This is a genomic window from Amycolatopsis bullii (assembly GCF_014654205.1).
GTDB lineage: Bacteria > Actinomycetota > Actinomycetes > Mycobacteriales > Pseudonocardiaceae > Amycolatopsis > Amycolatopsis plumensis.
On record NZ_BNAW01000010.1, the window covers coordinates 126,369 to 139,973 of the forward strand.

Sequence of the window (13,605 nt, forward strand, 5' to 3'; positions counted from 1 at the left end):
CGTCAGGCTCCCGCGGCCGCCGCGATCGCGCGGCCCGTCAGCACTTCCGCGAGGTGACGGCGGTATTCGACGTCGGCATTGCTGTCGACCGGCGGATTCGTGCCCTCCGCCGCGTGCGAAGCCGCCGCCGTGATCGAGTCCGCCGAGGCGCGGACGCCGACCAGTGCCGCCTCGACACCCGAGGCGCGGACCGGTGTCGAACCCATGTTCGTCAGCGCGACCCGGGCCTCCTCGATGACCCCCGCTTCGGTGCGGACGGTGACCGCGACCGCGACCATCGACCACGCCTGGGCGACGCGGTTGAACTTCTCGTAGTGCGCCCGCCACCCCGTGTGCTTGGGGATGCGGACCTCGACCAGCAGCTCGTCCGGCGCCAGGGCGGTGGTGAACAGGTCGCGGAAGAAGTCCGCGGCCGGGACCGTCCGGCGTCCCGACGGCCCGGCCACCACCAGCGAGGCGTCCAGCGCCAGCACCGGCGCCAGCAGGTCGCCGGCCGGGTCGGCGTGGGCGATCGCGCCGCCGAGGGTGCCGCGGTGGCGGATCTGCGGGTCGGCGACCGTGTCCGTCGCCTCCTTGAGCAACGCCGCGTGCGAGGCCACCAGGGCGTCCCGCTGGACGTCGTAGTGCGTCGTCATCGCGCCGATCACCAGGTCGGCGCCGTCCTCGCGGACGCCGCGCAGTTCGGCGACGCGCCCGAGGTCGATCAGCGTGGTCGGCGCCGCGAGCCGCATCCGCAGCACCGGCAGCAGGCTCTGCCCGCCGGCCAGCACCTTGGCGTCCTCGCCCGCCGCCGCCAGTGCCTGCACCGCTTCGTCCACTGTGGACGGGCGGACGTAGTCGAAGGGAGCCGGGATCACTGCGCACCTCCGGTGGCGTCGAGGGAACCGAGTCCGCCGCCCGCTTCGCCGCGGCCGGGGCCACCCGCGTCGGGGGTGCCGTGCTGGATGGCGTGCCACACCCGCATCGGTGTCAACGGCATCTCGATGTCGTTGACGCCGAAGGGCCGCACGGCGTCGATCACCGCGTTGACCACCGCCGGGGTGGACGCGATGGTCCCCGCCTCGCCGACGCCCTTGGCGCCGAGCGGGTTCGTCGTCGACGGCGTCTCCGTGCGGTCGGTGGTGAACGACGGCAGGTCGGCCGCCGACGGCAGCAGGTAGTCGGCGAACGTGCCGGTCGTCAGCGTGCCGCTCTCGTCGTGCTCGGTGCCCTCGAACAGCGCCTGCGCGATGCCCTGCGCGAGCCCGCCGTGCACCTGGCCCTCGACGATCAGCGGGTTCACCGCGACGCCGACGTCGTCGACGCAGACGTACGAACGCAGCTTGATCCGGCCCGTCTCGGTGTCCACCTCGGCGGCGCACAGGTGCGTGCCGTGCGGGAACGAGAAGTTCTCCGGGTCGAACGTCGCGTCCGAGTCGAGCGACGGCTCGACCCCGTCCGGCAGGTTGTGCGCCGCGAACACCGCGAGCGCGACGTCACCGATCGTCGTGGACGTCTCGGTGCCGCGAACGGTGAACTTGCCGTTCGCGAACTCGAGGTCGTCCTCGGCGCATTCGAGCAGGTGCGCCGCGATCGGCTTGGCCTTCGCAACCACCTTCTCCGCGGCCTTGACGACGGCGATCCCGCCGACCACCAGCGACCGCGAACCGTAGGTGTCCAGGCCCTTGTGCGACGACTGCGTGTCGCCGTGCAGGATCTCGACGTCCTCGAACGCGACACCCAGCTGGTCGGCGACGATCTGGCTCCACGCCGTCTCGTGGCCCTGGCCGTGCGCGGACGCGCCGGTGGTGACCTCGACCTTCCCGGTGGGCAGCATCCGGATCGACGCGTACTCCCAGCCGCCGGCGCCGTAGTCCAGCGAGCCGAGCACCCGCGAAGGCGCGAGCCCGCACATCTCGGTGAACGTCGAGATGCCGATGCCGAGCTGGACCTTGTCCTTCGACGCGCGGCGCTTCTCCTGCTCGGCGCGCAGGCCGTCGTAGTCGAAGAGCCGCTTCGCCTTCTCGGTGGCGGCCTCGTAGTTGCCGGAGTCGTAGGTCAGCCCGCACACGGTCGTGAACGGGAACTCCTCGTGCTTGATCCAGTTCTTCTCGCGCAGCTCCAGGGGGTCCATGCCGAGCTCGACGGCGAGCTCGTCCATGATCCGCTCGATCGCGAACGTCGCCTCCGGGCGCCCGGCGCCGCGGTAGGCGTCGGTCAGCGTCGTCGTCGTGTACACGTTGGTGCACGCGAAGTGGTACGCCGGGATCTTGTAGATCGCGTTGAACATGAACGCGCCGAGGATCGGCACGCCCGGCCCGACCAGGCCGTTGTACGCGCCGAGGTTGGCGAGCAGCTCGACCTTGAGGCCGGTGACCTGGCCGTCGCGGGTCGCCGAGATGGTGAGGTCCTGGATCTGGTCGCGGCCGTGGTGCGCGGCGAGCATCGTCTCCGAGCGCGTCTCGTTCCACTTGACCGGCTTGCCGAGCTTCCGCGCGACCAGCAGCGCCATCATCTCTTCCGGCAGGACCCCGATCTTGCCGCCGAAGCCGCCACCGACGTCCGGGGCGATCACGCGCAGCTTGTGCTCGGGGATGCCGAGCGTCAGCGCCGACATCACGCGCAGGATGTGCGGGATCTGCGTGGCCGACCACATGGTGATCTGCGTGCCGGTCGGGTCGACGACGCAGGCGCGCGGCTCCATGAACGCCGGGACGAGCCGCTGCTGGCGGAAGCGGCGCTTGAGCACGACCTCCGACGCGCTGATCGCGTCCTCGACGTTGCCGCCGGTGCCGGCCTCGGCGGAGTCGAACTTCCAGACCGCGCTCGTGTTGGTGCCGAGGTCCTCGTGGACCAGCGGCGCGCCGTCGGCGATGGCGGCTTCCATGTCGAGGATGACCGGCAGCTCGTCGTACTCGACGTCGATCTCCTCGAGCGCGTCGTGCGCTTCGGCGGACGAGCGCGCGACGACGACCGCAACGCCTTCGCCGGCGAAGTTGACCGTGCCGGCAGCGAGCACCGGACGGCGTGGCGCCTTCATGTCCGGCGTGATCGGCCACGCGCACGGCATGCCGACCGCGCCCTCCGGGTCGAGGTCCTGCGCGGTGTAGACGGCGATGACGCCGGGCGCGCTCTTCGCCGCGGCCGTGTCGATCGAGATGATCCTGGCGTGCGCGAACGGGCTGCGCAGAACGGCCAGGTGCAGCATCCCGGGCAGCGCGATGTTGTCGGTCCAGCGGGTGCGGCCGGTGATCAGCCGCTCGTCCTCCTTGCGGCGGCGGGACTTCCCGACCTCCGGTTCGATCGTGGCGGTCATCAGTCACCACCCACGCCGACGTGCTTGTTCTCGGCGATCCGCTCCGCTTCGGGTCCGGCGCCCGGGCTCATGTGCTGGGCGGCGTCGCGGACCGCGCGGACGATGTTCTGGTAGCCGGTGCAGCGGCAGAGGTTGCCTTCGAGGCCCTCGCGGACGGCCTGCTCGTCCGGGTCGGGGTTGTCGGCCAGCAGGTCGATCGACTGCATGATCATCCCCGGCGTGCAGAACCCGCACTGCAGCGCGTGGTTGTCGTGAAAAGCCTGCTGCACCGGGTGCAGCTTGCCGTCGCGGGCGAGGCCTTCGACGGTGGTGACCTCGCAGCCGTCGGCCTGCACGGCCAGCACGGAGCAGGACTTCACGCTGTGCCCGTCGAGGTGGACGGTGCAGGCGCCGCAGTTGCTGGTGTCGCAGCCGACGACGGTGCCGACCTTGCCGAGCCGCTCTCGCAGGTGGTGCACGAGGAGGGTGCGGGGTTCGACTTCGTCGGTGTACTTCGTCCCGTCGACGGTGACGGTGATGCGCATCAGGCCTCCAAGAAAGCGGATGCCCGCCGGGGCGGAGCAGCGGCGAGCCGGTTCGGGAACGGCCAGGCCCGACCGTGATCGGGCTCACAATCCCCGAGCGTGCTACGCGACCTTCGCGCGGACAAGCCCTGATGTCACACGTTCAACTACCTGTTCCGCAGATGCGGGAAAATCCACGCCGGGAAACCGAATCTGCGAGGGTCCGGATGGGTGAACTTTGTGGCCCACCCGGCGGCTCAGCCGTGAATCCTCCCCGAGAGCTCCGCGAGCCGCTTGCCCCCGCCGCCCCACCGCAGCGCGATGATCTCCGCGGCGATCGACACGGCCGTCTCCTCCGGCGTGCGCGCGCCCAGGTCGAGCCCGATCGGCGACGCCAGCCTGTCCAGCTCCGCCTCGGTGATCCCCGCTTCGCGCAGGCGGGCGAACCGGTCGTCGTGGGTCTTGCGGGACCCCATCGCGCCGACGTACCCGACGTCCAGGCGCAGCGCGACTTCCAGCAGCGGCACGTCGAACTTCGGGTCGTGGGTGAGCACCGCGATCGCCGTGCGCTGGTCGATCCGGCCCGCGTCCGCCTCCGCCTGCAGGTAGCGGTGGGGCCAGTCGACGACGACCTCGTGCGCGTCCGGGAACCGGCTGGTGGTGGCGAACACCGGCCGCGCGTCGCACACCGTGACCTGGTAGCCGAGGTAGGCACCCATGCGCGCCATCGCGGCGGCGAAGTCGATCGCCCCGAAGACCAGCAGCCGGGGCGGCGGCTCGAAGGAGTTGACGAACACGGCCATGCCCTCGCCGCGGCGCTGCCCGTCCGGGCCGTAGTGCAGGGTGCCGGTGCGGCCGCTGGCCAGCAGGCCGCGCGCGTCGTCGGCCACGGCGTCGTCCATCCGCGACGACCCCAGCGAGCCCGCGGTGCGGTCCGGCCACACGATCATGTGCTCGCCGACCAGGCCTTCGTGTTCGTGCTCGATGATCGTGACGACCGCGACCGGCTCGCCGCCGCGCACCGACTCGACGACCTCGCCGAGCTCCGGCATCGACTCACGGTCGACCGCTTCGACGTAGATGTCGATGATCCCGCCGCAGGTCAGGCCGACCGCGAAGGCGTCGTCGTCGCTGACGCCGTAGCGTTGCAGCACCGGCTTGCGCTCGGCGACGACCTCCCGCGCGAGCTCGTAGACCGCGCCTTCGACGCAGCCGCCGGACACGCTGCCGGCGACGGTGCCGTCCGGCGCGACGACCATCGCGGCGCCGGGCGCGCGCGGCGCCGACGAGAAGGTGGCGACCACGGTGCCGAGCCCCACGGTTTCGCCCGCGGACCAGCGGCGGAACACGTCGTCCAGTACGTCACGCATCGGAAATCTCCCCGAGCAGTCGTTCCAAGGTGGCCAGGGTGTGCCCGGCCAGGAGCCGGTCGATGTGGGGCAGCGCGGCCACGATGCCCGACTGGACCGGAGCGTACCCCGCACGGCCGGCGTGCGGGTTCACCCAGAACACGGCGTGCGCGAGCCGGCGCAGGTGCGCGAGCTGCTCGCCGAGCAGCCCCGTGTCGCCGCGTTCCCAGCCGTCGGAGAACACCGTGACCACGGCGCGGCGCGCGACCCCACGGCGTCCCCACCGGTCGAGGAACACCTGGAGCGTCTCCCCCAGCCGGGTCCCGCCGGCGAAGTCCGGGACGGCCGAGCCCGCCGCGAGCATCGCGCGTTCCGGGTCGCGCTGCCGCAGCTGGCGCGACACCCGGGTCAGCCGCGTGCCGAGCGTGAACACCTCGACCGACGGCGGCGCGGACCGCGTCAGGACGTGGGCGAACCGCAGCAGCGCGTCGGCGTACGGGCTCATCGAGCCGGAGACGTCGATGAGCAGCACCACCCGCCGCGGCCTCCTGCCGCGCCGGGCGTGCACGAGGTGGAGGGGTTCGCCGCCGCTGGCCAGCATGGCGCGCAGCGTCCGCGACGGGTCGAGGCGGCCGCGCCGCGACGGCGTCCGCCGGGCGGCCGGGCGCTGCGGGAGCGCGGGCTTCAGGGTGGCCAGCAGCTCGCGGAGGTGTTCGCGCTCGGCGGTGGTGAGCTCGGCGAGGTCACGGTGACGCAGGACTTCGTGGGCGCTGGCGGCGACTTTCAGCTGGTCGGCGCCGTCGCCGCCCTCGGCATCCGTGCCTTCGGCGTCGGCGAGCGGGGCGATCCGGGCCTTCTTGGGCGCAGCGGACGTTGCCCGCTTCGGCGTGGTGGTCTCGATGGAAAACCACTGGCTGAAGGCCTCTTCGTAGCACGGGAGGTCGTCCGGGCTGGAGCAGAGGGTCAGCCGCCCGGCCCAGTAGAGCTGGGTGGGTTCGGCGACGTCGATCTCGGCCACCGCGGTGAGGTACGCCTGCACGCGGTGCGCATCGCAGGCGACACCGGCTTCGCGCAGCGCGGCGGCGAACCCGGCGTACCCCGCTACCGGATCGGAGACCGTGGTCATGTCTCCATTGTGCGCTCGATCGGGCATTGTCGGCGTCCCGGCGAGGAGTCGAACCTCGGACCTCGGCGTTCGTAGCGCCGCGCTCTGTCCTGCTGAGCTACCGGGACAAGGGCGGTCTGCGCACGCGCCCCTCCCCGGACGGGCGCGCAGACCGCGCTCTTCGCCGCGGCCGACCCAAGGTAGCGGCGGGTGGGCGCGAAGAGCTCTTCGGAAAGAAAAGGGAAATTCAGCGAACGACGCGGGAGATCGCGCCGCAGGGGTTCCGGTCTTGCCGTCGGGTCACGATCTCCTCCTCTCGGTGGTCTCGGTTCTGCTGGGAAAAGAATGCCTCAGTCCCGTGGGCGGGGCAACGCAATTAAAACGCCCGCCTCGGCGGTACTTTGTGGACCATCGAGGCGGGCGCCGGGTTCTCGGATCAGGCGGCGGCCTTGAAGCCGGGCTGGACGTTCGCGCAGCCGCGCAGGCCGGCTCCCTTGTTCAGCTCCAGCAGCGGCGGCAGCGTCTTCTGCGTGTAGGCCTTGAGTTCCGCGAGCTTCGCGTCGTCGACCAGGTCGCGCCGGACGTGGTAGCTGACCCAGTTGCGGGAATCGACGGTCAGGTTGCCGATCGGCGGGTTGACGAAGATCGTCGCGTATTCGCGCTCGAACCGCGGGTCCTGGTCGAAGCCCAGCGTGGCGATCCACGAGCCGATGAACGTGATCAGCTCGGGCTTGGCCTGGTTGAAGACGAGGTTGCGGACGCCGGTCACGTCGGACTCGTGCAGGTAGTCGGCGACCCGCTTGTCGCCGAGGCCGGCCAGGTCGAGCACCCGGAGGCGACTGCCCAGCGACGTCCCGCCGAGGTCGATCAGGCCGACCTGGGCCGAGTCGGGCAGCTTCAGGATGTCCGCGAGGCCGTTGATGGTCCGGGCGTCGCGCTCGGCCACGATGCAGAACGCGGTCTTGACGTTGGCGCGGTAGGACGTGCCCTGGTCGTAGAGCCCGCTCACCGAGCTGACCAGCGCCACCACGAGCAGGCACGCGAGCACGATCCGGCCGCGCAGCCGGGCCGCGGCCAGCGCCTCGACGACGACGATCGCGCCGCCGAACGCGCCGAGCGTCCACACCGGCGTGGCGAAGCGCAGCTGCCCCATCCAGTCGAACTCGAGGACGATGTAGGCGACCACGGTGAGCCCGAACGGCACCATCAGCGCGATCAGCCCGGTGCGCAGGCGCGACGGCCGGACCATCAGCAGCACCAGGCACGCGACGGCGACCGCGACGATCAGCCAGCCCACGTAGGAGACGATTTCGCCGGGGCGGGCGAGGTCCTCGATCGTCGGCGGCTCCTGCCCCTTCGCGACGGCCGTGTTCGGCACCAGGCGGCCGAACTCGAACCAGCGGAAGATCATGTAAGCGCCGAACGGGACGGCGAAGGCGGCGACCGAGACGACGGCCGCGCGGACGCTGCGGCCGAGCAGGTCCCGCTTGAGGAACAGCAGGAGGACGATCGGGTACGCACCGGCGTAGATGATCCCGTCGGGCCGGGTCAGCGCGGCGAGCACGGCGATCAGCCCGGTGCCGAGGGCGACCTGGGTGTCCAGGAGCCGGCCGCTGTGGGTCGCGCGCACGATCACCACCGCGAGCGCGGCGACCGTGAGGGCGTAGAAGGAGTTCTCCAGCCCGGAGAAGCACCAGATGACGAACGACGGGATCGCGGCGAGCGCGGCCCCGGCGACGAAGGTGATCAGCGCCGGGCGGCGGCTGAGCACCTTCGCCCCGAAGTAGAACAGCACGAGGATGCCCGCGCAGCAGGCGAGCGCGAGCGCCTTCGGGAAGAGGATCTGGTCGGAGACACCGAAGAGCGTGCCGTGGTCGAACAGGCCGACGAGCTTGCCGAGGGCCAGCAGGATCATCCAGGTCGGGTTGGAATATCCCTCGACCGGCGCGGCGCCGGGCTGCAGCACGGGCCCGAAGCCGTCGGCGACGTTGCGCGAGTAGGCGAACGTGATGGCCGCGTCGTCGATCATCCAGTGGCCGTAGAGGGCGGCGTGCACGGCGATCAGCGCGGTGCCGCCGAGCACCGCGGCCACCGCGGCGAGCTTGCCCCGCCACCCCGGCCGGGTGGCCGGCGGCCCGGCCGGCCGCTCCGGCTCCACCTCGGACGGCGGTCTCGTCTCCGTCGTCTCCGCCACGCTCATCGACAGGTTCTCCCCTCGCATCGCCACACCCGGTCCCCCGACCCGGGCGGTCAGGCGAACAAGGCGTCGAGTTTCGCCCGGACCCGGTCGAGGTCTTCGCTGTATTTCAGGACGGCTCCGAGTGTCCGCGCCGCCGTTGCCGCGTCCAGCTCGTCACGCTGAAGGGTCAACAGCGCCCGCGCCCAATCGAGTGATTCCGCCACTCCCGGTGGTTTCAGCAAATCCATTTCACGGAGCCGGTGCACCGCTTCGGCAATTTGCCGAGCCAGAGCCTCACTTACCCGCGGGATCCTACGGCGCAGGATGGCGACCTCCCGCACCAGGTCCGGGTGTTCGAGCCAGTGGTAGAGGCACCGGCGTTTCAGCGCGTCGTGCACCTCGCGGGTCCGGTTGGAGGTGAGGACGACCAGCGGCGGGTGTTCGGCGCGGACTTCGCCGAATTCGGGGATGGTCACGGCGTGCTCGTCGAGCAGTTGCAGCAGAAAGGCTTCGAACTCGTCGTCGGCGCGGTCGATCTCGTCGATCAGCAGGACGCAGGGGGCGGTGATCAGGGCCTGCAGCAGCGGCCGGGCCAGGAGGAACCGCTCGGTGTAGAGCGAGCGTTCCGCGGCCTCGACGTCGAGTTGCCCGCCGCCGGCCGCCTCGAGCGCGCGCAGGTGCAGGAGCTGGCGCGGGAAGTCCCACTCGTAGAGGGCCTGGGCGGCGTCGATGCCTTCGTGGCACTGGAGGCGGACGAGCGGCCGCTCCAGCGCGGTGGCCAGGGCCAGGGCGAGAGACGTCTTGCCGGTGCCGGGCTCGCCCTCGCAGAAGAGCGGGCGGCCCATCCGCAGGGCGAGGAAGCCGGCGGTCGCCAGCCCGTCATCGGCGAGGTAACCGGTCGCGTCGAGCGCGGCGGCGAGGTCTTCGGGCGAGTCCGTCACGCTGTCGATCGTAGGTCTTCACGCGGGGCCCGCCAGATCGCCGGGGCGGTCGACGTCCCGGCCGCTGCCGAGGTCACCGCACTCGATCAAGGTCAGGTCGGCGCGGGTGGCGAGCCAGTCCCGGGCACCGCGATCGCCCTGGGCGCTGTTCGTGACCTCGTCCCACCACCGGCGGCCGAGCAGCACGGGGTGACCGGGAACGCCGTCGTAGGCGGCGCGGGCCACGGTTTCGGAGGTGGCCCGGGCGGCGACGCGGGCGAGGATGTCGGAGCCGACCCACGGCAGATCGACGAGGTGCACGAGCGCGGCGGACCGATCGGTGGCTTCGAGGGCGGCGAGCCCGGCACGGAGCGAGGCGCCCATGCCGGTGGCCCAGTCTTCGGCGGTGACGGCTTGGGCCGGGTCGGGCAGGAGGGCGCGCACTTCGTCGGCGGAGGCCCCGACGACAACCCGGACGGGCTCGCACCCGGCGGAGGTGAGGGTGCGCAGGGCCCGGAGAACGAGGGGCTCCCCATCGACTTGGACGAGGGCTTTCGGGCCACCGAACCGCCGACCGGCACCGGCGGCGAGGAGGAGCCCGGCGACCGGCTGAGGGGTGGTCATGAGGGCCGGGCCTGGTGCAGCTGTGCGGTGTGGCCGGGATGCCGGAGGTGGACGCGAGGTCGGGTGGCCGCGCCCTCGGTGGCGGGTGGGGTGGCCGCGCCCTCGGTGGCGGGCCGGATGGTCGCGCGCTCGGCGGTGGGCCGAGTGGCCGCACGCTCGATGGCGGACCGGATAGTCGCGCGCTCGGCGGTGGGCCGGGTGGCCGCGGGCGCGGCGATGGGTGGCGTGGCCGCGCGCTCGGCGGTGGGCCGGATCGCCCCGCGCTCGGCGGTGGGTGGGGTGCCGGGCTGCGCTTCGGGGGCCGCGGGTGGGTGGTCAGCCACGGGCGCGGTCCGGGGCTCCGACCGCCAAGTCCGCTTCGATCGCCCTGGCCGTCTCCAGGAGCGGGGGGACCAGGTCCTTCCGCACCGACTCGGCCGTCGTGCGGCTGGCGTGGGTCGAGAGGTTGACCGCCGCCACCACCTGGCCCGTGCGGCTGCGGATCGGGGCCGCCACCGAGCGGAGGCCCTCCTCCAGCTCCTGGTCCACCATCGCCCAGCCCTGGGCGGCGACCTTGGCCAGTTCCCGGCGGAGGTGGGCGGGGGCCGTCACCGTGTGGTCCGTCAGGCGGTCCAGGCTCGCCACCTCGAAATACGCCTCCAGGTCCGCCTCGCCGAGTCCCGCGAGCAGGACGTGGCCCATCGACGTCGCGTACGCCGGGAAGCGGGTGCCCACGTTGATGCTCACCGTCATGATCCGGGACACCGCCACCCGCGCCACGTACACGATGTCGGTGCCCTCCAGCACCGAGACCGAGCTCGACTCGTGGACCCGCGCCGACAGCTGCTCCAGGTGGGGCTGGGCGACCTCCGGCAACGTCATGCTCGACAGGTACGCGTAGCCCAGCTCCAGCACGCGGGCCGTCAGCGAGAAGTACTTGCCGTCGGTGCGGACGTAGCCCAGGTCGGCCAAGGTCAGGAGGAACCTCCTGGCCGCCGCGCGGGTGAGGCCCGTCGCGCGGGCCACGTCGCTCAGGGTCAGCTCGGACGCGCCCGCGTGGAACGCCTTGATCACGGCCAGCCCGCGCTCCAGCGACTGCACGTGGTGGGCCCCACGGTGCGCCGGTTCGCTGTCCAGCCGGACGTCGAACGGCGGCCTCGTCACGTCCATGCCCGGCACCCTATCCGGCGTCCTTCGGCACCGCGCTCGGCTCGCCGAGCTCGGCCAGGGTGCGCTGGGCGATGGCGAACGCCGCGTTCGCCGCCGGTGCTCCGGCGTAGACCGCCGTGTGCAGCAGGACCTCGCTGATCTCCGCCGCCGTCAGGCCGTTGCGGACCGCCGCCCGGACGTGCATCGCCAGCTCGTTGTGCGCCTGCAGCGCCGTGAGCGCGGCCAGCGTCACGCAGCTGCGCGTGCGGCGGTCCAGGCCGTCGCGGGCCCACACCGATCCCCACGCGCCCTCGGTGATGTAGTCCTGGAACGGGCGGCTGAAGTCCGTGGTGCCTGCGACCGCGCGGTCGACGTGCTCGTCGCCGAGGACCTCCCGCCGCACCTTCATGCCCTGCTCGTGGCGGTCTGTCACGCTCGCTCCAAGTGGTCCAGGATCAGCCGGGTGAATTCCGCCGGCTGCTCGTAGCTGCCCAGGTGCGCGGCCTCCGCCACGACCTCCAGCCGCGCGCCGGGGATGCCCTCGGCGATCGGCCGGGCGTGCTCGCCGGGCGAGGTGGCCGGGTCGTGCGCGCCCGCGATGACCAGGGTGGGCGCGGTGATCTTCGGCAGCAGGTCGAGCAGGTCCATCCGCTCGATCGCGCCGCAGCAGGCCGCGTAGCCCTCGGCCGGGACCGCCGCGATCATCGCCCGGAGGAACTCGGCCCGGTCCGGGTGCCGCTCGCGGTAGCCCGGGGTCAGCCAGCGTTGCACGCCCGCCTCGGCCACCGCCGCGGTGCCCTCGGCGCGGACCGTGCGGGCCCGGTCCACCCACATCGACGGCGGGCCGAGCTTGGCGGACGTGCAGCACAGCACGAGGCTCGCGATCCGGTCCGGCGCGTGGATGCCGAGCCACATCCCCGTCATGCCGCCGAGCGACAGGCCCACGTGGTGCGCCTGCTCGACGCCGAGTTCGTCGAGCAGCGCCAGGACGTCGGCGCCCAGGTCTTCGAGCTCGTACGGGCCCGGCGGGACCGGCGACCCGCCGTGCCCGCGCGCGTCGTACCGGACCACCCGGAACCCGCGCTCGACCAGCGGCGCCACCTGGGGTTCCCACATCCGCAGATCGCTGCCGAGCGACCCGCCGAACACGACCACCGGCCCGTCTTCCGGGCCTTCCGCGACCCGGTGCAGCTTCACGGCGCTCATACCCGGAAGAAGACGGTTTCGCCGTCTCCCTGCAGCCGCACGTCGAAGCGGTACCCGTCTTCGGTCTTCGCCGCGATCAGGGTGCCCCGCCGCTCCTCCGGGACCGTCGCCAGCACCGGGTCACCGGTGTTGTCCTGGTCCTCGAAGTAGATCCGCGTGACGACCCGGTTGAGCAGGCCGCGCGCGAACACCGAGACGTCGATGTGCCGGGCCTGCGTGGTGCCGCCCTCGCCGGGCACCACGCCCGGGAGCACGGTGAAGATCCCGTAGGTGCCGTCGGTCTCCGTCGGGCAGCGGCCGAAGCCGCGGAACTCGCCGTTCGCCGCGCCACGCGGGTCGTCCGGGTGGCGGAAGCCGCCCTCCGGGTCGGCCTGCCAGGTCTCGATCATGGCGTCCGGCACCGGGTCGCCGTTGCCGTCGCGGACGATCCCGCGGATCCAGAACCCGCCCGGAGTGCCCTCGGGCACGACGTGCGGGCCGTCGGGCCAGGGCAGCCCGATCGAGAGGTACGGGCCGACGGTCTGCGAGGGGGTGGGCAGCAGCTTGGTCATTCGTCCTCGTCTTCCTCGTCTTCGAACACCGACGCGTCGCGCCCGCGCAGCACGATGTCGAACTGGAAGCCCAGTGCCCATTCCGCCTGCGTGATGTCGTGGTCGTAGCGCGAAACCATCCGCTGCCGGGCCTTCTCGTCCGGGATCGAGTTGAAGATCGGGTCCTGCGAGAACAGCGGGTCGTCCGGGAAGTACATCTGGGTGACCAGCCGCTGGGTGAACGCCGAGCCGAACACCGAGAAGTGGATGTGCGCCGGGCGCCAGGCGTTGTCGTGGTTCTTCCACGGGTACGCGCCGGGCTTGATGGTGGTGAAGGTGTAGCGGCCGTCGCTGTCGGTCAGGGTGCGGCCGACGCCGTCGAAGTTCGGGTCGAGCGGGGACGGCCAGCGGTCGCCGGTGTGCCGGTAGCGGCCGCCCGCGTTCGCCTGCCAGATCTCGACGAGGGAGTCGCGCACCGGGCGGCCGTCGCCGTCGAGGAGCCGTCCGGTGACGATGATCCGCTGGCCCTGCGGCTCGCCGGCGTGCTGCCGGGTGAGGTCGTTGTCGTGCTCGCCGAGGCGGCCGGGCCCGAGCAGCGGGCCGGTGACCTCGGTCAGCATCTGCGGGAGCAGGACGAGGTCCTGCTTGGGGTGCCGCAGCGCCGTGGAGCGGTAGCCGCTGGAGTCGAGGGGCGGGTGGGTGCCTTCGGGATCTTCCCCGTAGCGCGGCAGCCTGAATTCGGTCGGAGTGGCCACGTTCTCTTCTC

The 13,605-nt window shown here is 72.2% G+C and carries 14 protein-coding genes and 1 tRNA gene; all 15 read right to left on the reverse strand.

The window, feature by feature from the left end:
• Positions 1-2: 2 nt before the first annotated feature.
• The 15 genes from IE317_RS15145 to pcaH all read right to left on the reverse strand — a co-directional run bounded on the left by IE317_RS15145 (position 3) and on the right by pcaH (position 13,594).
• Complete coding sequence (locus IE317_RS15145) at positions 3-857, reverse strand: FAD binding domain-containing protein (protein ID WP_191310420.1); 855 nt, start codon at positions 855-857, stop codon at positions 3-5.
• The gene (locus IE317_RS15150) at positions 854-3,295 is read right to left on the reverse strand and encodes a xanthine dehydrogenase family protein molybdopterin-binding subunit (protein WP_191310422.1); all 2,442 of its coding nucleotides are present in this window, start codon (positions 3,293-3,295) and stop codon (positions 854-856) included. The genes IE317_RS15145 and IE317_RS15150 overlap by 4 nt, the downstream gene beginning before the upstream one ends.
• Entirely contained in the window at positions 3,295-3,819 is a 525-nt protein-coding gene (locus tag IE317_RS15155) for a (2Fe-2S)-binding protein (RefSeq protein ID WP_191310424.1), read from the reverse strand. The genes IE317_RS15150 and IE317_RS15155 overlap by 1 nt, the downstream gene beginning before the upstream one ends.
• Positions 3,820-4,055: 236 nt before the next feature.
• Positions 4,056-5,168, reverse strand: coding sequence for an XdhC family protein (locus IE317_RS15160; protein WP_191310426.1), 1,113 nt, complete (start codon positions 5,166-5,168; stop codon positions 4,056-4,058).
• A complete protein-coding gene (locus IE317_RS15165; protein WP_191310428.1) occupies positions 5,161-6,273 on the reverse strand; it encodes a vWA domain-containing protein in 1,113 nt (370 codons plus the stop codon). The genes IE317_RS15160 and IE317_RS15165 overlap by 8 nt, the downstream gene beginning before the upstream one ends.
• Positions 6,274-6,306: 33 nt before the next feature.
• Positions 6,307-6,380: transfer RNA gene (locus tag IE317_RS15170), tRNA-Arg, on the reverse strand.
• A gap of 308 nt (positions 6,381-6,688) precedes the next feature.
• Positions 6,689-8,452: a hypothetical protein gene (locus IE317_RS15175; protein WP_191310529.1), complete on the reverse strand. Its 1,764-nt coding sequence runs from the start codon at positions 8,450-8,452 to the stop codon at positions 6,689-6,691.
• Positions 8,453-8,502: 50 nt separating this feature from the next.
• Positions 8,503-9,372 carry an AAA family ATPase gene (locus IE317_RS15180; RefSeq protein ID WP_191310430.1) on the reverse strand — a complete coding sequence of 290 codons (870 nt, stop codon included), beginning with the start codon at positions 9,370-9,372 and terminating at the stop codon, positions 8,503-8,505.
• Positions 9,373-9,390: 18 nt separating this feature from the next.
• Entirely contained in the window at positions 9,391-9,975 is a 585-nt protein-coding gene (locus tag IE317_RS15185; RefSeq protein ID WP_191310432.1) for a nucleotidyltransferase family protein, read from the reverse strand.
• A complete protein-coding gene (locus IE317_RS45125) occupies positions 9,972-10,298 on the reverse strand; it encodes a hypothetical protein (protein WP_191310434.1) in 327 nt (108 codons plus the stop codon). The genes IE317_RS15185 and IE317_RS45125 overlap by 4 nt, the downstream gene beginning before the upstream one ends.
• Positions 10,291-11,124: an IclR family transcriptional regulator domain-containing protein gene (locus IE317_RS15195; RefSeq protein ID WP_191310436.1), complete on the reverse strand. Its 834-nt coding sequence runs from the start codon at positions 11,122-11,124 to the stop codon at positions 10,291-10,293. The genes IE317_RS45125 and IE317_RS15195 overlap by 8 nt, the downstream gene beginning before the upstream one ends.
• A gap of 10 nt (positions 11,125-11,134) precedes the next feature.
• The gene (gene pcaC, locus IE317_RS15200; RefSeq protein WP_191310438.1) at positions 11,135-11,536 is read right to left on the reverse strand and encodes a 4-carboxymuconolactone decarboxylase; all 402 of its coding nucleotides are present in this window, start codon (positions 11,534-11,536) and stop codon (positions 11,135-11,137) included.
• The gene (pcaD, locus tag IE317_RS15205) at positions 11,533-12,309 is read right to left on the reverse strand and encodes a 3-oxoadipate enol-lactonase (RefSeq protein WP_191310440.1); all 777 of its coding nucleotides are present in this window, start codon (positions 12,307-12,309) and stop codon (positions 11,533-11,535) included. The genes pcaC and pcaD overlap by 4 nt, the downstream gene beginning before the upstream one ends.
• Complete coding sequence (gene pcaG, locus IE317_RS15210) at positions 12,306-12,860, reverse strand: protocatechuate 3,4-dioxygenase subunit alpha (protein WP_191310442.1); 555 nt, start codon at positions 12,858-12,860, stop codon at positions 12,306-12,308. The genes pcaD and pcaG overlap by 4 nt, the downstream gene beginning before the upstream one ends.
• Positions 12,857-13,594, reverse strand: a complete 738-nt coding sequence (gene pcaH, locus IE317_RS15215; protein ID WP_191310444.1) for a protocatechuate 3,4-dioxygenase subunit beta — start codon at positions 13,592-13,594, stop codon at positions 12,857-12,859. The genes pcaG and pcaH overlap by 4 nt, the downstream gene beginning before the upstream one ends.
• Positions 13,595-13,605: the final 11 nt, after the last annotated feature.